The organism is Pseudomonas sp. PVC-5-1, from assembly GCF_057444345.1.
Window position 1 is genome coordinate 394,418 of sequence record NZ_CM172024.1, and the last position, 17,667, is coordinate 412,084.

Annotated in this window: 15 protein-coding genes; 3 read left to right on the plus strand and 12 right to left on the minus strand. The window is 63.8% G+C overall.

Features of this window, described 5'->3' with window-relative positions:
- Nucleotides 1–48: 48 nt before the first annotated feature.
- The 7 genes from AC2T3R_RS01705 to AC2T3R_RS01735 all read right to left on the minus strand — a co-directional run bounded on the left by AC2T3R_RS01705 (nt 49) and on the right by AC2T3R_RS01735 (nt 8,484).
- Nucleotides 49–234: a hypothetical protein gene (locus AC2T3R_RS01705; protein ID WP_486744557.1), complete on the minus strand. Its 186-nt coding sequence runs from the start codon at nt 232–234 to the stop codon at nt 49–51.
- Complete coding sequence (locus AC2T3R_RS01710; protein ID WP_486744558.1) at nt 231–1,343, minus strand: PepSY-associated TM helix domain-containing protein; 1,113 nt, start codon at nt 1,341–1,343, stop codon at nt 231–233. Before AC2T3R_RS01710 ends, AC2T3R_RS01705 begins: the two co-directional genes overlap by 4 nt.
- 141 nt (nt 1,344–1,484) lie before the next feature.
- A complete protein-coding gene (locus AC2T3R_RS01715; RefSeq protein WP_410952112.1) occupies nt 1,485–3,920 on the minus strand; it encodes a TonB-dependent siderophore receptor in 2,436 nt (811 codons plus the stop codon).
- A 220-nt stretch (nt 3,921–4,140) separates the two neighbouring features.
- A complete protein-coding gene (locus AC2T3R_RS01720; protein WP_486744559.1) occupies nt 4,141–5,097 on the minus strand; it encodes a FecR domain-containing protein in 957 nt (318 codons plus the stop codon).
- Nucleotides 5,094–5,612: an RNA polymerase sigma factor gene (locus tag AC2T3R_RS01725; protein ID WP_486744560.1), complete on the minus strand. Its 519-nt coding sequence runs from the start codon at nt 5,610–5,612 to the stop codon at nt 5,094–5,096. Before AC2T3R_RS01725 ends, AC2T3R_RS01720 begins: the two co-directional genes overlap by 4 nt.
- A 227-nt stretch (nt 5,613–5,839) precedes the next feature.
- Nucleotides 5,840–6,550, minus strand: coding sequence for a 3'-5' exonuclease (locus AC2T3R_RS01730; protein ID WP_486744561.1), 711 nt, complete (start codon nt 6,548–6,550; stop codon nt 5,840–5,842).
- Nucleotides 6,547–8,484 carry a DUF294 nucleotidyltransferase-like domain-containing protein gene (locus AC2T3R_RS01735; RefSeq protein ID WP_486744562.1) on the minus strand — a complete coding sequence of 646 codons (1,938 nt, stop codon included), beginning with the start codon at nt 8,482–8,484 and terminating at the stop codon, nt 6,547–6,549. The genes AC2T3R_RS01730 and AC2T3R_RS01735 overlap by 4 nt, the downstream gene beginning before the upstream one ends.
- 116 nt (nt 8,485–8,600) lie before the next feature.
- Here AC2T3R_RS01735 and AC2T3R_RS01740 point away from each other — a divergent pair, with 116 nt between their 5' ends.
- A complete protein-coding gene (locus tag AC2T3R_RS01740) occupies nt 8,601–9,140 on the plus strand; it encodes a response regulator (RefSeq protein ID WP_085721480.1) in 540 nt (179 codons plus the stop codon).
- 139 nt (nt 9,141–9,279) lie between these two features.
- Here the strand turns inward: AC2T3R_RS01740 and AC2T3R_RS01745 are convergent, their stop codons facing one another.
- A complete protein-coding gene (locus AC2T3R_RS01745) occupies nt 9,280–11,457 on the minus strand; it encodes a malate synthase G (protein WP_486744563.1) in 2,178 nt (725 codons plus the stop codon).
- A gap of 451 nt (nt 11,458–11,908) precedes the next feature.
- Between AC2T3R_RS01745 and AC2T3R_RS01750 the strand changes: the two genes are divergently transcribed.
- Nucleotides 11,909–12,427, plus strand: coding sequence for a glycine cleavage system transcriptional repressor (locus AC2T3R_RS01750; protein ID WP_410952109.1), 519 nt, complete (start codon nt 11,909–11,911; stop codon nt 12,425–12,427).
- Nucleotides 12,428–12,759: 332 nt separating this feature from the next.
- Here AC2T3R_RS01750 and rarD read toward each other — a convergent pair whose 3' ends face one another.
- The 4 genes from rarD to AC2T3R_RS01770 form a co-directional block, all read right to left on the minus strand.
- Nucleotides 12,760–13,647 (minus strand): EamA family transporter RarD, encoded by an 888-nt coding sequence (rarD, locus tag AC2T3R_RS01755; protein WP_486744564.1) that lies wholly within the window; start codon nt 13,645–13,647, stop codon nt 12,760–12,762.
- 64 nt (nt 13,648–13,711) lie between these two features.
- On the minus strand, nt 13,712–14,686 hold the full coding sequence (locus AC2T3R_RS01760) for a serine/threonine protein kinase (protein ID WP_486744565.1): 975 nt from the start codon (nt 14,684–14,686) through the stop codon (nt 13,712–13,714).
- Between the two features lie 162 nt (nt 14,687–14,848).
- Nucleotides 14,849–15,613, minus strand: a complete 765-nt coding sequence (locus tag AC2T3R_RS01765) for a TOBE domain-containing protein (RefSeq protein WP_410952106.1) — start codon at nt 15,611–15,613, stop codon at nt 14,849–14,851.
- Nucleotides 15,614–15,786: 173 nt separating this feature from the next.
- Nucleotides 15,787–16,518 carry a ComFC family protein gene (locus AC2T3R_RS01770; RefSeq protein WP_486744566.1) on the minus strand — a complete coding sequence of 244 codons (732 nt, stop codon included), beginning with the start codon at nt 16,516–16,518 and terminating at the stop codon, nt 15,787–15,789.
- 89 nt (nt 16,519–16,607) lie between these two features.
- Between AC2T3R_RS01770 and bioB the strand changes: the two genes are divergently transcribed.
- A complete protein-coding gene (gene bioB / locus AC2T3R_RS01775) occupies nt 16,608–17,666 on the plus strand; it encodes a biotin synthase BioB (RefSeq protein ID WP_486744567.1) in 1,059 nt (352 codons plus the stop codon).
- Nucleotide 17,667: the final 1 nt, after the last annotated feature.

Genomic DNA, 17,667 nt, shown 5'->3' on the forward strand with positions numbered 1-17,667 from the left:
ATGGCAGCCAACCATGTCGCAGCAAAAGAGTGTGCGTGTATTACCCGGTTACTGCCGTGAATGAGGGTAGAAACCTTGCAGGCCCAGAGCAGCCGACACTCCCAGGCCGAGCCAGGCGAGACTGTCCCATGCCCCGTCCCCCAGCAAGGCGGCAAACAGCCCCACGGCAGTGAGCAAGGCCACGACCATCGGCCAGATGAAGATGCGCCAGGTCGGCTGTGACTTGTGGCTCATGCCCGCGCCTCCCGCTTCGTGCGCTGTTTGCCCCACCACAGATACAAGCCGCTGCAGAGGACGATGATGGTCAGCACATCGAGTAGCGCCCACAGGATTTGCATGGGCCGGCCACCGTAGTCACCGAAGTGCAGCGGTTGCGACAGGCCCATGGCATCCATGTACCAGGGGCGTTCGCCGACGGCGGTCACTGCCAGTGTTCGCGCATCGATCAGCACGGGCGTGAGCAGGTGCGAGGTCAGGTGCGTGGCGCCCTTCATGAACACCGCATAGTGGTGCTCACTGGAAAAGCGTGTGCCGGGGAAGGCGATGAAGTCCGGGCGCATGCCGGGGGCGGCCTGTTCGGCGATGGTCAGCAGGTGGGTTGCCGGGGCGCGTTCGGTGAGCGGTGGGGCATCACGGTATGGGGCAACCATGGCGGCCAGGCTGTCGTTGCGCCAGGCGGCGATGACCAGGTCCGACAGCGCGCTGATGACACCGGTCACGCCTACCGTCAGTGCCCAGGCCAAGGTGACCACGCCGATCAGGTTGTGCAGGTCGAGCCAGCGCAGGCGACGGGATTTGCCGTGGCGCACCGTGCCGAAGTCCAGGCGGCGCATGAACGGTGCATAGAGCACGGTGCCGGAGATGATCGCCACGACGAACAGCACGCCCATGAAGGCCAGCAGCAGCTTGCCGGGCAGGCCGGCGAACATGTCCACGTGCAGGCGCAGCATGGTCATCATGAAGCCGCCGTTGGCGGCCGGCATGGCCACGGCTTCACCGGTGCGGGCGTCGAGCATGAAGGTGTGCGAAGAATTGGGTTCGGTGCCGGCGGTGGCGGCGGTTATGGCCACTACGCCGTTGGCTTCGTCCTCGTCGTAGCCGAAGTACTGCATGACCTCGTCGGGTCGGTGCTGCTCGGCCTTGATCACCAACTGCTGCAGGTCCAGGTGTGGGGTTTTGGCCGCCATTTCCCGCAGTTCAGGGGCATCGCCGAGCAGGTGTTCGAGTTCGTGGTGGAAGATCAGCGGCAGGCCGGTGACTGCCAGCAGCAGCAGGAACAGGGTGCAGACCAGGCTGCTCCAGGTGTGGATCACCGACCAGCGGCGGATGGTTGGGCTTTTCATCACGGTACCGATTTTTGCCTGTTGGAAGCTGGGGCAGCTGCGCAGCCCTTTCGCGACACAAGGCCGCTCCTACAGGTGAGCACGTTTTCCTGTAGGAGCGGCCTTGTGTCGCGAAAGGGCCGCAAAGCGGCCCCCGTTCACTCAGAACTTGTAATTGACACTGGCCACCACGTTGCGCTCGTCGCCGTAGTAGCAGTAGTACCCGTCACAGGTAGACAAGTAGTCCTTGTTGAACAGGTTCTTCGCATCCACGGCTACGGTCACTCCCTTGAGAGTGCTGTTCAGGCGGCCCAGGTCGTAGTGCACCGATGCGTCGTAGACGGTGTAGGACCCCACATGCCCCCAATCGGTGTTAGTGGTATTACCGTAGGTATCGCCCACGTAGCGCACGCCAACGCCGACCCCAAACCCATCCAGTGGTCCGCTGTGCCAGGTGTAGTCAGCCCAGGCAGTGGCCTGGTTGCGCGGCACCTGCGCCATGCGCTTGCCTTTCTCGTCACTGGTGCCTTTGATGATTTCGCTGTCGTTGTAGGTGTACGAGCCCACCAGTTTGAGGTTCTCGGTCACATCCGAGGTAGCCTCCAGCTCCAGGCCTTTGACACGCACTTCGCCAACCTGGCGGGTTACACCACCCTCGGTCACCGACATGTTCTCCTGCGTCAGGTCGAACACAGCAGCGGTGAACAGGCTATTGCTGCCTGGAGGCTGGTACTTGATGCCCAGTTCGTATTGCTTGCCTTCGGTCGGTTCGAAGGCATCGGTGCTGTTGACGGTGGAACCGGTGGCAGCCTGGAACGACTCGGCATAGGAGATGTAAGGCGTCAGGCCGTTATCGAATACATAGCTGAGTGCTGCGTTACCACTGAATTTCTTGTCGCGTTGGGTGTTGGTGGCATCGCCTTGGTTGTGGAAGGTAGTGCCGGTGTGCACCCAGTCCTCACGGCCACCAAGGGTCAGGCGCCAGTTGTCCAGGGCCATCTGGTCCTGGATATACAGGCCGGTCTGCTGGGTTTTCTGGTCGTAGTCGTACATGTCGAAGTACTGAACGTTCGAGAAATCCTGACCGTAGATTGGGTTGTGGATATTGCTCGGTGGCACACCAGCCGAGCCCCAGCGCCAGCGGGCATTGCTGTCCGAGCGCTGGTGGTCGAGACCCAACAGCAGGGTATGGGCAACCTGGCCGGTCTGGAAGTCGGCCTGGAAGTTGTTGTCCAAGGCGAACTGGGAGATGTCCTCCTCGACGATACCGGCGGTGCGTTGCACGGTGCCATCTGCGCTGACAGCTTCGTCCGGGCCGGCTGGCCAGATCGAACCACCGGCGGTAATGCCCTTGAAGTCCAGTTCGTTACGCGCGTAGCGCAGGTTCTGACGGAACTGCCAGGTATCGTTCAGACGGGTCTCGAACGCATAGCCCAGGTGGTAGTAGGTGCGGTCGTAGGATTCCCAATCCGGGTCGCCCAGGTTCTTGTGGTGCGAAATCTTGCCTGCGGGGCTATCCAGCTTGGTGCCTTGCAGTGGCAGGAACTGGCCGGTGATGCCGGTGTCATCGCGGGTGTACTGGCTGATGAAAGTCAGCTTGGTGTCGTCGTTGATGTTCCAGGTCAGACTGGGCGCGATGTTGTAGCGCTTGTCCGGGATGTGGTCTACCGGCGAACCGCTGTCACGCACGGTGCCGCTCACTCGGTACAGGAACTGGCCTGCATCGTCGAGCTTGCCAGTGCTGTCGAAGTTGATCTGCTTGTGGTTGTTGCTGCCAACCTGGGCTTCGACTTCGTGGCTGCTTTCCAATTGCGGCCGACGGCTGGTCATGTCAAGCAGGCCACCTGGTGGAGTCTGGCCGTAGACCGAAGAGGCCGGGCCACGCAGCACGGCGATGCGCTCCAGGTTCCAGGGCTCGATCTTGGGGGTGGCGTAGTTGCCCTTGGGCAATGGCAGGCCATCGAGGAACTGGGTAGGCACAAAACCCCGTACCAGCAACCAGTCGCTGCGCGAGTCGGATCCATAGCCGCTGCTCTGCACGCCAGCGGTGTAGCGAAGGGCGTCGTTCAGGCTGAGCACCGGCCGGTCTTCCATCTGCTGGCGGGTGATCACGCTTACCGAGCGGGGAAGTTCGGCGATGGCGGTGTCGGTCTTGGTGCCAGCTGCTGTCCGGGTCGCGGTGTAACCCTCTACCGGTCCCCAGGCGCTTTCATAGCTGGAAGTCGCATTGATCGCAGTCTCCGGCAACGCCAGTGTCCCTTCCGGCGTAGCCACCAGGCTGTAGCTGCCCACGCTGCTTTGCTGCAGTTGCAGGCCGGTGCCGCGTAGGGCGGCCTGCAGGGCACCAAGGCCATCGTACTGCCCGCTCACCGGGGCCGAGGTGCGGCCGCTTACCAATGCCGGGTCGATGGCCAGGGTGATGCCGGCCTGGCTGGCGATCTGGTTGAGAGTGGTGGCCAGCGGGGCGCTGGGCAGGTCGTAGGCGCGCTGAGCGGATTGCTCGGCGGCGAACAGGGCAGGGCTGGCCAATGGTGCGGTCACGGCGATGGCCAGGGCCATCAGGCTGGGGCGCAGGATACGATCAACAGCACGGGACATGCAGAGGCTCCTCGACGGATAAGTGCTTTCTGCTTCCTTGCCGAGCGAGATTTGAAAAGTGACAGGGCGAATCTGAAAAAAATTGAGAATTATTTGAAGTTGGCTTTTGCCTGTACCGGCCCTTTCGCGGGCTTGCCCGCTCCCACAGGTACCACACAGGTTTCAAGCACGGTGGGGTACTTGTGGGAGCGGGCGAGCCCGCGAAGAGGCCGGTACAGGTTTATTGGGGACCGACGGTCACCCACCACGGCGTATGCCGCTCGACCTTCACCGGCAGTGCCGGCACCAGCGACGACAGCGCCAGGTCGGTATCGGTCAGCGGGAAGCTGCCGGTCACCCGCAGGTCGGCGACCTGGTCGTCTACCCCGAGGTAACCGCTGCGGTACTGGCCAAGCGTGGCCAGCAGGTCAGCCAGGCGCACGTTGTCCACCACCAGCATGCCGCGGGTCCAGGCGTCGGCACCGGCTGGCACCGTGCCGATCCGGCCAAGGCCGTTGGCGTTCATCAGAACCTGCTGGCCTTCGCGCAGCACCTGTTCGTCGCCGCTGTTCAGCGGCATGGCGGCGACCGAAGCTTGCAGCACTTCCAGGCGCGTGCCGTCGTCCTCGCGGCGCACCAGGAAGCGCGTGCCCAACGGGCGCAGGCGGCCATCGTCGGTGCGCACCAGCAGCGGGCGCCGGTCCTGATGGCCGGTTTCGACCGAAATCTCGCCTTGGTGCAGCACGATCACCCGTTGCTTGCCGGCGTAGTCGATATCCACGGCCGTGTGGCTGTTCAGGCTCAACAAGGTGCCGTCTTCCAGGCGCAGGGTACGCAGTTCGCCGGTGGCGGTACGCTGATCGGCCAGCCAGTAGCTCGGTGCCAGCGATGGTGCGCCGACCCAGGCCAGCAGCGAGCCCAGCAGAAACATGCCGGCCAGCCCGCCGCCGACCTTGCCGATACGTCGGCGCAGCCCGGCGCGCGATTGCAGCAGGGCCTGGCGTGCCGGGCCGGCAGCGGCGCTCACGCGCTGGTCCATGGCACCGAGTTGGCGCCAGGCGCGGGCATGCTCCTCGCTGGCGGCATGCCAGCGCATGAATTCGCTGCGCTCGTCAGGTGTGCCGCTGCCGTTGTCGAGGCTGAGCTTCCAGGCAATGGCGGCTTCCAGCACCCGGGACGAAACCGGTGAACTGCTCACGTCGGCTCCCCGTACAGGGCCACGTAGCACTGGCGCATGCCCTGGGCGATGTACTGGCGCACCCGCGACACCGAAACCCCCATGCGCTCGGCGATTTCGGCATGGCTCATACCGTCCAGGCGATTGTGCAGGAATGCTGCGCGGGCCTTGCTCGACAGCTTGCCGAGCAGGCGGTCGATGGCCTTGAGGTCCTCGAGGATCAGGTGTTGCATTTCCGGGGAAGGTTGTTCGGCTTCCGGCATCAGGGCCAGTTCGGCCAGGTAGGCCTGTTCCAGTGCGGCGCGGCGGAAGTGGTCGAACATCAGGCCCTTGGCCACGGCGGCCAGGAACGCGCGGGGTTCGCGGGGCGTATCCAGTTGCGCACGGCCGAGCAGGCGCACGAAGGTGTCCTGGCTCAGGTCTTCGGCACGTTGGCGGCAGGCCATGCTGCGTTGCAGCCAGGCGAGCAGCCAGCCGCGATGGTCGCGGTACAGCGCACCGACCAGATCGGCGTGTGGGCTCTGTGCAGAAGACAAGCAGCGTCCCCCCGGAACGAATGCATTAACTAACGATAATTATTCGCGATTGTTGCAGAGGGGAGGGGGTGGGTGCAATGGACGCTTATCGGATGGCCATCATGGAAAAGGCAGGTGGCCAATCGCCGGCAAGCCAGCTCCCACAGGAAACGCGTTGATTCTGGAACTTGTGCAGTACCTGTGGGAGCTGGCTTGCCGGCGATTGGCCCTGTCAGGTCAATACAAATCTACAGGCCGTGGTTGTGCACCTTGCGCCTGCGCCACCCGCGCAAGCGCTGCTCCAGCTGCAGCGGGCTGTCCAGCTGCTGGCGCCGGGCCTGGCTGAACAGGATCAGTGCCAGTTCGGCGGTGACCAGAGCATCGGCGCTGGCGTGATGGCGCTCCTCTACCTGCAGGCCAAACCGCGCCACCCAGTCATCCAGCCCGGCCTCGCGCAGCACTGTGTCGGGGTTGAGCATCGGCGCCAGCTCGGCAACATCCAGGAAGGGCGAGTGCAGGCGATAGCCCAGGCTTTCCTTCAGCGCGCGGGCGAGCATGCGCTGGTCGAACGGCGCATGGAATGCCAACACCGGGCTGTTGCCAATGAAGTCGAGCAGGTCGAGCAAGGCCTCGGCCGGGTCGCAACCGGCAGCCAGGGCACTCGGGCCCAGGCCATGGATCAGCACGCTGGCGTTGGTCTTCTGCAAAGGCCGGTGCAAGGTGCGTTCGAACTGCTGGGCAAAGTCGATGGCGCCGTCTTCGATGGCGACGGCACCAATCGATAGCACCTGGTCACGGTTAGTGTTCAGGCCGCTGGTCTCCAGGTCCAGCACCACCCAGCGTTGCTCGCGCAGGGTACACACCCCCAATGGCGCTGGCTTGGGCAGCCGGGCCAGGCGCTGGCGCGTGGCGTGGTCCAGTTCCGGCGCACTGGGGCGCAGCCAGGCGAACAGGCTCATAGCTGGTACCGCAAGGCCAGGCTGCTTTGCAGGCGCTGGGCCTGGCGCAGGGACTCGCGCAGGATGCGCCGGTCCAGGTGGTTGAGGCTGTCCGGGTCCAGGCGGTTGGAATAGGGCAGGTTGTCGCGGGTCTGGCGCTGGTGCTGCTGCATGCGCGTTTGCTGGATGAAGTGGTAGGCCTCTTCATACGCTGCGCCATCCAGTACCTCGATCACGCCCTTGGCCACGAGCTGGCGAAGGCGCTCCAGGGTATTGCAGGCACCGATGCCGTTGGCCAGGGCCAGCAGCCGCGCAGCATCGACGAAGGGCGTCAGGCCCTGGACTTTGAGGTCGAGGGTGGCGGCCTTGTCGTTGCCCTGGCGGGTCAGCACGAACTCGCGCAGGCGGCCCACCGGCGGGCGCTGGCGCAGGGCGTTGTCAGCCATCATGCGCTGGAAGATGCGGTTGTCGGCCACTTGCTCCAGCAGGCCCTGGCGCAGCTGCTCGCAACCTTGCTCGTCGCCCCACACCACGCGCAGGTCGAAATAGATGCTCGAGCCCAGCAGGTTCTCCGGGCTGGCTTCGCGGACAAAACCGGCAAAACGCCGCGCCCATTCACTGCGCGACAGGCACAGCTCGGGGTTGCCGGCCATGACGTTGCCCTTGCACAGGGTGAAGCCGCACTGGGCCAGGCACTGGTTGATGTATTGCGCCAGCGGCAGCAGCCGTGCGCGGATGGCGTTGGCTTCGGCGCCGTCGACGGCTTCGAAGAGGATGCCGTTGTCCTGGTCGGTGTGCAGGGTTTGTTCACGTCGCCCTTCGCTGCCAAAGCACAGCCAGCTGAACGGCACGCCCGGGTCACCGCGCTCGGCCAGCGCCAGTTCGATCACCCGGCACACGGTGTGGTCGTTGAGCAGGGTGATGATCTGGGTGATCTGCGTGGATGACGCGCCATGGGCCAGCATGCGCTCGACCAGTTGGCTGATTTCGCCGCGCAGCGAGACCAGGGTGTCCAGGCGTGGCGCATGGCGGATGGTGCGCGCCAGGTGCACCAGGTCGACCCGTTGCAGGGAGAACAGGTCGCGCTCCGAAACCACACCGCACAGGCGTCGGTTTTCCACCAGGCATACGTGGGCGATATGCCGCTCGGTCATGGCCATGGCTGCGTCGAAGGCGCTGGCCTGGGGGCTGAGGTAGAACGGCTGGGCGGTCATATGCCGCGCGATGGGCGCGCCCAGGTCGGCATCGGCCGCCGCCACCACCTGGCGCAGGTCGCGCAGGGTGAAGATACCGGTGGGGTAGCGCTGCGGGTCGACCACCACGATGCTGCCAACCTGCTGCTCGTGCATCAGTCGCACGGCGTCTCGCAGAGGCGTTTCGGGGCTGCACACCACCGGGTGGCGCATGGCCAGTTCACCCAGTGGCGTGTTCAGCGAATACTGGGTGCCGAGGGTTTCCACCGCGCGCTGGCGTACCTGCTGGTTGACCTGGTCGAGGAGGCTGCTGACCCCGCGCAGGGCAAAATCCCGAAACACTTCCGACATCGAGAACACGCGGATGAACGCGGCCTTGTTCAGTTGCAGGCAGAAGGTGTCCTCACCGGCCAGGTGCTCGGTGCGGGTCGCCCGCTCGCCGAGCAGGGCAGCCAGCGGGAAGCATTCGCCGCTGGTGATTTCGAAGGTGGTCTCCACACCAGGCTTGACCAGGTGCTGGCGCTCGCCGACCACGCGGCCCTGCTTGACGATGTAGAAGTGCTCGACCGGCCCATCGGCAGGTTTGACGATGCTTTCGCCGCTGGCATAGAAGCGCAGCTGGCACTGTTCGACCAGGTAGGCCAGGTGGCTGTGTTCCATCTGGTTGAACGGCGGAAAACGCTGCAGGAACTGCAAGGTGCCCTGGATGTTCTGCAGCACTGCCGTCCTTCCCGCCTGGCTGTAGGCGTCCTTTTTGCTCATGAAACTGACCGTATCGCTATGCCGAACTATATATCTATATATATAGGTGCCGGCCATGTTGTTCTCTGCCTCCATGGTCGGCTTGCGGCGGGATGGTGCCCATTGGACGTAAGTCTATGAGCGCCCCTGTCAAAGACCCGACGAAAGGCCAGCCGGGTTACGCAAGTTCTGCGGTCCTAATGCTGAAGCGGAATTTTTTTGACGAGATGAGCATGCCTGAGCAACACGACATCCTGAGTGACGCCGAGCGTGAGGCATTGGCCCTCGTAAGTGCGCCCGTGGTTGCCAAGCCACTGGTGCTGGTGGTGGATGACAATGCGGTGAATCGTGAGGCGCTGATCCTGTACCTGAAAAGCCGGGGGATTGACTGTGTCGGGGCGGATGGGGCCGAGGAGGCCAGGCTGTACCTGCACTACCAGCAACGGATTGGCTTGATGATTACGGATTTGCGCATGCAACCCGAGGATGGCCTGGACCTGATCCGCAAGGTTCGCGAATCAGAGCGGGCGGCGTTGTCGATCATCGTGGTGTCGGGCGATACCGACGTGAAAGAGGCGGTGGACGTGATGCACCTGGGGGTTGTGGATTTTCTTCTGAAGCCGGTCGACCTGGACAGGCTGCTGGAGTTGGTGAAGAAAGAACTGCAGATCGCTTAGCTGAGGAGCCTGTTCCGGCCTCATCGCCGGCAAGCCAGCTCCCACAGGGACCGCACAGCGTTTGGGGCCTGTGCAGTCCCTGTGGGAGCTGGCTTGCCGGCGATTGGGCCGCAAAGCGGCCCGCTGTCGCAGATGTCGCTTACAGCCCGTTACGCGCCTTGAACTCGCGGCGACGGCGGTGCAGTACCGGCTCGGTATAGCCGTTCGGCTGCTTGCCACCTTCCACCACCAGTTCTACCGCCGCCTGGAACGCGACGTTGTCGTCGAAGTTCGGTGCCATCGGGCGGTACAGAGGGTCGCTGGCGTTCTGCTGGTCCACCACCACGGCCATGCGCTTGAGGCTTTCCAGCACCTGCTCCTGGCTGACCACGCCATGGCGCAGCCAGTTGGCCAGCAGCTGAGCCGAGATGCGCAGGGTGGCGCGGTCTTCCATCAGGCCGACGTTGTTGATGTCCGGCACCTTCGAGCAACCTACACCCTGGTCGATCCAGCGCACCACGTAGCCGAGGATGCCCTGGGCGTTGTTGTCCAGTTCGTTGCGGATCTCTTCGGCCGACCAGTTGGTGTCGGCGGCCAGCGGGATGGTGAGGATGTCATCCACCGACGCGGGTGTGCGCGAAGCCAGTTCACGCTGACGCGCCTGTACGTCCACCTTGTGGTAGTGCAGGGCATGCAGGGTGGCTGCAGTCGGCGATGGCACCCAGGCGGTGTTGGCGCCAGCCAACGGGTGGGCGATCTTCTGCTCAAGCATGGCTGCCATCAGGTCGGGCATGGCCCACATGCCTTTGCCGATCTGCGCACGGCCTTGCAGGCCGGTGGCCAGGCCAACGTCGACGTTGTTGTTCTCGTAGGCACCGATCCACTTCTCGTTTTTCATGGCGCCCTTGCGCACCACGGCGCCGGCTTCCATCGAGGTGTGGATTTCATCGCCGGTGCGATCGAGGAAGCCGGTGTTGATGAACACCACGCGCTCGGCTGCGGCCTTGATGCACGACTTGAGGTTGACCGTGGTACGGCGCTCCTCGTCCATGATGCCGACCTTGACGGTATTGCGCTTCATGCCCAGCAGGTCTTCGACCTGGCTGAAGATTTCGGCGGCGAAGGCTACTTCCTCCGGGCCGTGCATCTTCGGCTTGACGATGTACACGCTGCCGCTGCGGGTGTTCTTGCGGCTGGTGTTGCCATTGAGGTTGTGCAGGGCGATCAGGTTGGTGAACAGGCCGTCCTGGATGCCTTCGGGGATTTCGTTGCCCTGGGCGTCGAGGATCGCCGGGTTGGTCATCAGGTGGCCAACGTTGCGCACGAACAGCAGCGAACGGCCGTGCAGGGTCACGCTGCCGCCGTTGGGCGCGGCGTACTCGCGGTCCGGGTTCATGGTGCGGGTGAAGGTCTTGCCACCCTTGCTCACGCTTTCGGCCAGGTCGCCTTTCATCAGGCCCAGCCAGTTGCGGTAGACGATCACCTTGTCGTCGGCGTCGACGGCGGCAACCGAGTCTTCGCAGTCCATGATGGTGGTCAGCGCCGATTCCATCAGGATGTCTTTCACGCCGGCGGCGTCGGTGCTGCCGACCGGGGTGCTGGCGTCTACCTGGATTTCGAAGTGCAGGCCGTTGTGCTTGAGCAGCACGGCAGTCGGCGCGGCGGCATCGCCATGGAAGCCGATCAGTTGGGCATCGTCACGCAGGCCGCTGTTGCTGCCGCCTTTCAGGGCAACTACCAGCTTGCCGCCTTCGATGCGGTAGCCGGTGGAGTCGACGTGCGAGCCGGCCGCCAGTGGCGCGGCCTCGTCGAGGAAGGCGCGGGCGAAGGCGATGACCTTGTCGCCACGTACCTTGTTGTAGCCTTGGCCTTTCTCGGCGCCGCCTTCATCGCTGATGGCATCGGTGCCATACAGCGCGTCGTACAGCGAACCCCAACGGGCGTTGGCGGCGTTCAGGGCGAAGCGGGCGTTCATCACCGGTACGACCAGCTGTGGGCCGGCCATGTGGGCGATTTCTTCGTCCACGTTCTGGGTGGTGGCCTGGAAATCGTCGGCTTGTGGCAGCAGGTAGCCGATTTCCTGGAGGAATGCTTTGTAGGCTACGGCGTCGTGGGCCTGGCCTTTGCGTGCCTGGTGCCAGGCGTCGATCTTGGCTTGCAGCTCGTCGCGCTTGGCGAGCAGGGCTTTGTTCTTTGGAGCGAGGTCATTGATGATCTTCTCTGCACCGGCCCAGAACTGCTCGGCGACGATGCCGGTCCCTGGGATGGCTTCGTTGTTCACGAAGTCGTACAGGACCTTGGCGACCTGAAGGCCACCGACTTGAACGTATCCAGTCATTGCTTGCCTCACTCTGCTCAGCTATTTCGCTCTTCTGTATTAAGCCTGTAGCGCTTCTCTAAACACGGCACCAGTGCATGCCCCCGAGTAAAGTCCCGAGCGCGGCTGGGTGCGGCCTGCCAGACCGGCTGGCAGACAGTGTGCGTATTTTCACAGGCGCCTTGGCAGACATCCAAACGACGTTTTGTAGTCCGCGCCACGGGATACTACATGAAGCAGTAGGCGGGGCAAAATCAGACTAAAAGCGCCGTTATGCGACCCGTTGGTCGCGTATGGTCACGCTGGGAGTGAGTATGTTCGCAAAAAACAGGTGGATTGTTCCAGATAAATCTTGAAACAGTACACGATTCGTTGTGCGGATTGCCCTGCGGCAGGTTGCCGCGCCTTGCCTATACTGAGTCGATCCCCCGATTTTCTGCCGCACGGCGCGGTCCGACACGAGGAAGGGCTTGTGGATCATCTTGTACTGACTGTGATTGCCCCTGACAAGGCCGGCCAGGTCGAGCGCATTGCCCAGTGCATCGCCGACCACAGTGGCAACTGGCTGGAGAGCCGCATGTCGCGCATGGCCGGGCAGTTTGCCGGCATCCTGCGGGTGGCGGTGCCGGCGGAAAACTACGACGAACTGGTGGCTTCGCTGCAGGGGTTGGCCCGATATGACATTCGTGTGCTGATCGCCGAGAGCGGCATCGAGCCGTCGTGCACCTGGAAGCCGATTGCCATGGAGCTGGTAGGGAATGACCGGCCGGGGATCGTGCGTGATATCACCCGCTTGCTGGCTGAATTGCAGGTGAACGTCGAGCGGTTTTCAACAGAAGTGCGGCCGGCGCCGATGAGCAGCGAGCCGTTGTTTCATGCAGATGCGTTGTTGGCTTTGCCGTTGACTCTACCGCTCGAAGAACTGCAGCAGCGACTGGAGAGCCTGGCGGATGACTTGATGGTGGAGTTGAAGCTGCGGCCGGAGGATTGATCCGAGATTGCCGGGGCCGCTTCGCGGCCCATCGCGACACAAGGCCGCTCCTACAAGGGTTACGCGTTCCCCTGTAGGAGCGGCCTTGTGTCGCGATGGGCTGCAAAGCAGCCCCCTGCGGTTATCCCGATATCACGGGGAAGGCCCTGTGGATAACCTGGGGGTTCCCCTCTCCAGCCCAGGCCGCGCGCGCCTTACACGGCTTTGATCAAAAAACACCCAAAAATCAGCAGCTTGTGCACAAAGCACGGGGACGAGGGTGTGGATAACCTTTGGAGATGTCTCTGCAGGCCACGAATCACAAGGCCTGCAGAGTTGTGATCATTTTCTGATCAACTACGCTTGCGCAAACTGACCCACGCATCGACGCTGTAAATCGCCAAACCTGCCCAGATGAACATGAACGCCACCAAGTTGCTCGGCGACAAATGCTCATCAAACAGCAGCACCGCCTGCAGCAGCACCAGGGTCGGCGCCAGGTACTGCAGGAAGCCCAGTGTGGTGTACGGCAAGTGCCGCGCGGCAGCGTTGAAGCACACCAGCGGCACCAGTGTCACCGGCCCCGCAGCCATCAGCCACAACGCTTCGCTGCTGGTGTAGAACGCGCCTTGGGCACTTGTCGCCGCCGGATGCAGCAATAGCCAGCCAAGCGCCAGCGGTACCAGCATCCAGGTTTCCACCACCAGGCCCGGCAGCGCCGCCACCGGTGCCTGCTTGCGAATCAGCCCGTAGAAGCCGAAGCTCAGCGCCAGTACCAGCGACACCCACGGCAGGCTGCCCACCTGCCACACCTGCTGAGCCACACCCACCGCGGCCATGGCCACGGCCAGCCACTGAAGCCGACGCAGGCGCTCGCCAAGAATCAGCATGCCCAGCAGCACATTGATCAGCGGGTTGATGTAGTAACCCAGGCTGGCCTCGAGCATGCGCCCGTTGTTCACCGACCATACGTAGGTCAGCCAGTTGCCGGCGATCAGCGCCCCGCTCAGGGCCAGGATGCCCAGCCGGCGCGGGTTGTCACGCAGTTCACGCCACCAGCCTGGGTGTTTCCACACCAGTAGCAGCAACGAGCCGAACAAAGCCGACCAGAGCACCCGGTGGACAATGATCTCCACCGCCGGAACGCTCTGGATTGCCTTGAAGTACAGGGGGAACAGTCCCCAGATGATGTAGGCGCTGAGGCCCAGTAGGTACCCGCGACGCGGGTTTGCGGCGTGCATGCAGAATCCTTGCTTAGGTAGCTAAATAAAGCGACGCCTATTGTAGACAGAGGCGGGCGTGCTTCTAGAACAATTTCAGCGGCGCTTCATCCAGTGCGGCCATTTGCTCGCGCAGGGCGAGGATCTGGTCTCCCCAGTAGCGTGGCTGGCCGAACCAGGGGAAGCTCGGCGGGAATGCCGGATCGTCCCAGCGCCGCGCCAGCCAGGCGCTGTAGTGCAACTGGCGCAGGGCGCGCAGGGGCTCGATCAGGGCCAGCTCGCGCGGGTCGAAGTCGTGGAACTCGTTGTAGCCGTCGATCAGTTCGGCCAGTTGCCCCAGGCGCTCCTCGCGGCTGCCGGCCAGCATCATCCACAGGTCCTGTACCGCCGGGCCCATGCGGCAGTCGTCGAGGTCGACCACGTGGTACACCTCGTCGCGGTGCATCAGGTTGCCGGGGTGCAGGTCGCCATGCAGGCGGATGAGCTTGTGCGGGGTGCGGGCATAGATGTCCTCCACTCGCTTGAGCAGGTCGCGGGCCACCGATTCGAACGCCGGCAGCAGTTCGCGAGGGACGAAATCGCCTTCCAGCAGGGTATTCAGCGAGGCGTGGCCGAAGTTGTCCACAGCCAGCGCTTCGCGGTGCTCGAACGGTTTGCTGGCACCCACGGCATGCAGGCGGCCGAGCAACTGGCCAAGACGGTAGAGCTGGTCGAGGTTACCCGGCTCTGGCGCGTGGCCGCCGCGGCGGGGGAACAGGGTGAAGCGGAAGCCCTGGTGTTCGAACAGGGTGCGGCCGTCGTGCTGCAGCGGGGCGACCACCGGCACTTCGCAGTCGGCCAGTTCGGCGGTGAAGCTGTGTTCTTCGAGGATGGCCGCGTCGCTCCAGCGGCCTGGGCGGTAGAACTTGGCGATCAGCGGTTGCGCGCCCTCGATGCCCACCTGGTAGACGCGGTTTTCGTAGCTGTTCAGCGCCAGCACCCGGGCATCGCTGAGAAAGCCCAGGCTTTCCACGGCGTCCAGGACCAGGTCGGGAGTGAGGGTGTCGAAGGGGTGGGACATGGTGGCTCCGGGGGTAGGCGGCGTGGGGGCCATGGTAGCGCGTTATGCCTGTACTGGCCTCTTCGCGGGTAAACCCGCTCCCACATGGACGGCGCAGCCGCCAGGGAAACGATGCACCTGTGGGAGCGGGTTAACCCGCGAACCGCGCAAAGCGCGGCCAGGCTATGCAGGAATCCCAAGCAATACATAAGAGGGATGAAATTGAACCCGCACCGAACTGCCTGCTGCCACCCGCTGCCCAGCCAACCAATCCGTCTCGGCAAACGCACACAACGTCTGCCCATTCCCCAACGCCAACCGGACCTCACCAGGCCCATCAGCCTCCGCCAGCACCTCCTCCACCGTCGCCCGTAGGCAATTGCTATCCGCTTCGGCCTGTTCCTCGTCGGCCAGCAACCTCACCCACCCCGCCTTGAGCAGCGCCACTACCGTCGTCCCCAGTGTCAGTTCCAGCCGTGCGGTGCTGTCGTGGGTGATCAACGCTTCGACCTCCAACCCTCCACCCAACGCCAGGCTGACGCGATCATGCCGTCCTTCGCGGCGCAGGCCGCTGACCTGGCCCTGCAACTGGTTGCGCGCGCTGGTACGCAGCATCAGCCGGCCGAGCAGGTCGAGGTCGCTGGACTCCTCGGCCGCTTCGAGGATTTGCGCCTGAAGGGCCTGCAGCCTCTGGTACAGGCGCAGCACCCGCTGGCCTTCCGGCGACAGACGGGCACCACCGCCACCACGCCCGCCGGTACTGCGCTCGACGAGGGGCTGGCTGGCCAGGTTGTTGAGTTCGTCGATGGCGTCCCAGGCGGCCTTGTAGCTGATGCCCGCAGCCTTGGCGGCGCGGGTGATCGAACCTTCTTCGGCAATGTGCTGCAGCAGCGCGATGCGCTGGGGGCGGCGGGCGATGTGCTGGGTGAGGTGGGGGGGCAGGGGCATGGGCATTTGGTCTTGTGGGGGCCTGAGGATGGATAGTGTGTAGGAGCGGCCTTGTGTCGCGAAAGGGGCGCGAAGCGGCCCCACGGATTCATGCCTTGGCAAATATCGCTGGGGCTGCTGCGCAGCCCGATCGCGACACAAGGCCGCTCCTACACCGGGCGATCCGCGCTTGCTCATACATACCCCGGCTTGGCCGTACGCGCCAGGCAATACACATCCACCCGCCGCGCACCGGCCTTGCGCAGCACTTCGGCAACCGCTTGCGCGGTCGCACCGGTGGTCAACACGTCATCGATAATGGCGACATGCTCGCCCGTCAGCTTGCCCCTGACGGTAAACGCCTGGCGCAAGTTGCGTCGCCTGGCCTTGGCGTCCAGTTGTTGCTGCGCAGGTGTCTCCCGTGTGCGCAGTAGCAACCGCTCGTCGCAACGTACCCCCACGTGCGACGACAGCCAGCGCCCGAGCATCCCCGCCTGGTTGAACCCCCGCTCCCGTAGTCGACGTTTGGCCAAGGGTACAGGCAACAACAGGTCGGGGCGCGGTAGCCCTTCGGTAAAGCGGTGCAGCAGCCCATGCGCGAGCAATTCGGCCATCAGGCGCCCCAAGGGCCACTGGCGGTTGTGCTTGAAACGGCTGATCAGCGTGTCCACCGGAAAGCCGAAATGCCACAGTGCAAGCACCTGCTCGAAGGCCGGTGCGCGGCGCTGGCATTGAGCGCAAGTCAGGCCGGCTATCGGCAATGGCAGGGCGCAGCGCAGGCAATGATCGCCCAGCCAGGGCAGTTCCTGCTCGCAGGCGACGCACAGCGGGTAGGCCTGCTCGGCAGGTTCATCGCACAGCAAACACAATTGATTAATAAGTGAGCACTTGTAAACCAGTCTTTTCCAGTGTGGTTGACAGTTCATAGGCCTTCCATGACTATGCGAGCTATCTGTGATGCGCTGGCGGGCTTTCCTGTCCCGGCGCCTGCTTCAGCCTAAACAAGGAAACGCCAATGAGCGCCAGCACAACTGCAACAACACGTCACGACTGGTCCCTGGCCGAGGTCAAGTCGCTGTTCCAGCAACCGTTCAATGACCTGCTGTTCCAGGCGCAGACCGTGCACCGCGCGCATTTCGACCCGAACCGCGTGCAGGTTTCGACCCTGCTGTCGATCAAGACCGGCGCCTGCCCGGAAGATTGCAAATATTGTCCACAGTCCGGCCACTACAACACCGGGCTGGAAAAACAGAAGCTGATGGAAGTGCAGAAGGTGCTGGAAGAAGCCGCCCGCGCCAAAGCCATCGGTTCTACACGCTTCTGCATGGGCGCGGCGTGGAAGCACCCGTCGGCCAAAGACATGCCCTACGTGCTGGAGATGGTCAAAGGCGTGAAGGCCATGGGCCTGGAAACCTGCATGACCCTCGGCAAGCTCGACCAGGAGCAGACCAAGGCCCTGGCCCAGGCCGGCCTGGACTATTACAACCACAACCTCGACACCTCGCCTGAGTTCTACGGCAGCATCATCACCACCCGCACCTACAGCGAGCGCCTGCAGACCCTGGCCTACGTGCGCGATGCCGGGATGAAGATCTGCTCCGGCGGCATCCTCGGCATGGGCGAGTCGCTGGACGACCGCGCCGGCCTGCTGATCCAGCTGGCCAACCTGCCCGAGCACCCGGAGTCGGTACCGATCAACATGCTGGTCAAGGTGGCCGGTACGCCGCTGGCCGAGGAAGAAGACGTCGACCCGTTCGACTTCATCCGCATGCTGGCCGTGGCCCGTATCCTCATGCCCAAGTCGCACGTGCGCCTGTCCGCCGGCCGCGAGCAGATGAACGAGCAGATGCAGGCGCTGGCCTTCATGGCTGGCGCCAACTCGATCTTCTACGGCGAAAAACTGCTGACCACCGCCAACCCGCAGGCCGACAAGGACATGCAGCTGTTCGCACGCCTGGGCATCAAGCCCGAAGCGCGTGAAGAGCACGCCGACGAAGTGCACCAGGCGGCCATCGAGCAGGCGCTGGTCGAGCAGCGCAGCAGCGAGATGTTCTACAACGCCGCGACAGCCTGAA

Excerpts from the sequence above, each read along its gene's own strand:
- AC2T3R_RS01705 (WP_486744557.1), bottom strand. The coding sequence starts at position 234 with ATGAGCCACAAGTCACAGCCGACCTGGCGCATCTTCATCTGGCCGATG.
- AC2T3R_RS01710 (WP_486744558.1), bottom strand. The coding sequence starts at position 1,343 with ATGAAAAGCCCAACCATCCGCCGCTGGTCGGTGATCCACACCTGGAGC.
- AC2T3R_RS01715 (WP_410952112.1), bottom strand. The coding sequence starts at position 3,920 with ATGTCCCGTGCTGTTGATCGTATCCTGCGCCCCAGCCTGATGGCCCTG.
- AC2T3R_RS01730 (WP_486744561.1), bottom strand. The coding sequence starts at position 6,550 with ATGAGCCTGTTCGCCTGGCTGCGCCCCAGTGCGCCGGAACTGGACCAC.
- AC2T3R_RS01735 (WP_486744562.1), bottom strand. The coding sequence starts at position 8,484 with ATGAGCAAAAAGGACGCCTACAGCCAGGCGGGAAGGACGGCAGTGCTG.
- AC2T3R_RS01740 (WP_085721480.1), top strand. The coding sequence starts at position 8,601 with ATGAGCGCCCCTGTCAAAGACCCGACGAAAGGCCAGCCGGGTTACGCA.
- AC2T3R_RS01745 (WP_486744563.1), bottom strand. The coding sequence starts at position 11,457 with ATGACTGGATACGTTCAAGTCGGTGGCCTTCAGGTCGCCAAGGTCCTG.
- rarD (WP_486744564.1), bottom strand. The coding sequence starts at position 13,647 with ATGCACGCCGCAAACCCGCGTCGCGGGTACCTACTGGGCCTCAGCGCC.
- AC2T3R_RS01760 (WP_486744565.1), bottom strand. The coding sequence starts at position 14,686 with ATGTCCCACCCCTTCGACACCCTCACTCCCGACCTGGTCCTGGACGCC.
- AC2T3R_RS01765 (WP_410952106.1), bottom strand. The coding sequence starts at position 15,613 with ATGCCCCTGCCCCCCCACCTCACCCAGCACATCGCCCGCCGCCCCCAG.
- AC2T3R_RS01770 (WP_486744566.1), bottom strand. The coding sequence starts at position 16,518 with ATGAACTGTCAACCACACTGGAAAAGACTGGTTTACAAGTGCTCACTT.
- bioB (WP_486744567.1), top strand. The coding sequence starts at position 16,608 with ATGAGCGCCAGCACAACTGCAACAACACGTCACGACTGGTCCCTGGCC.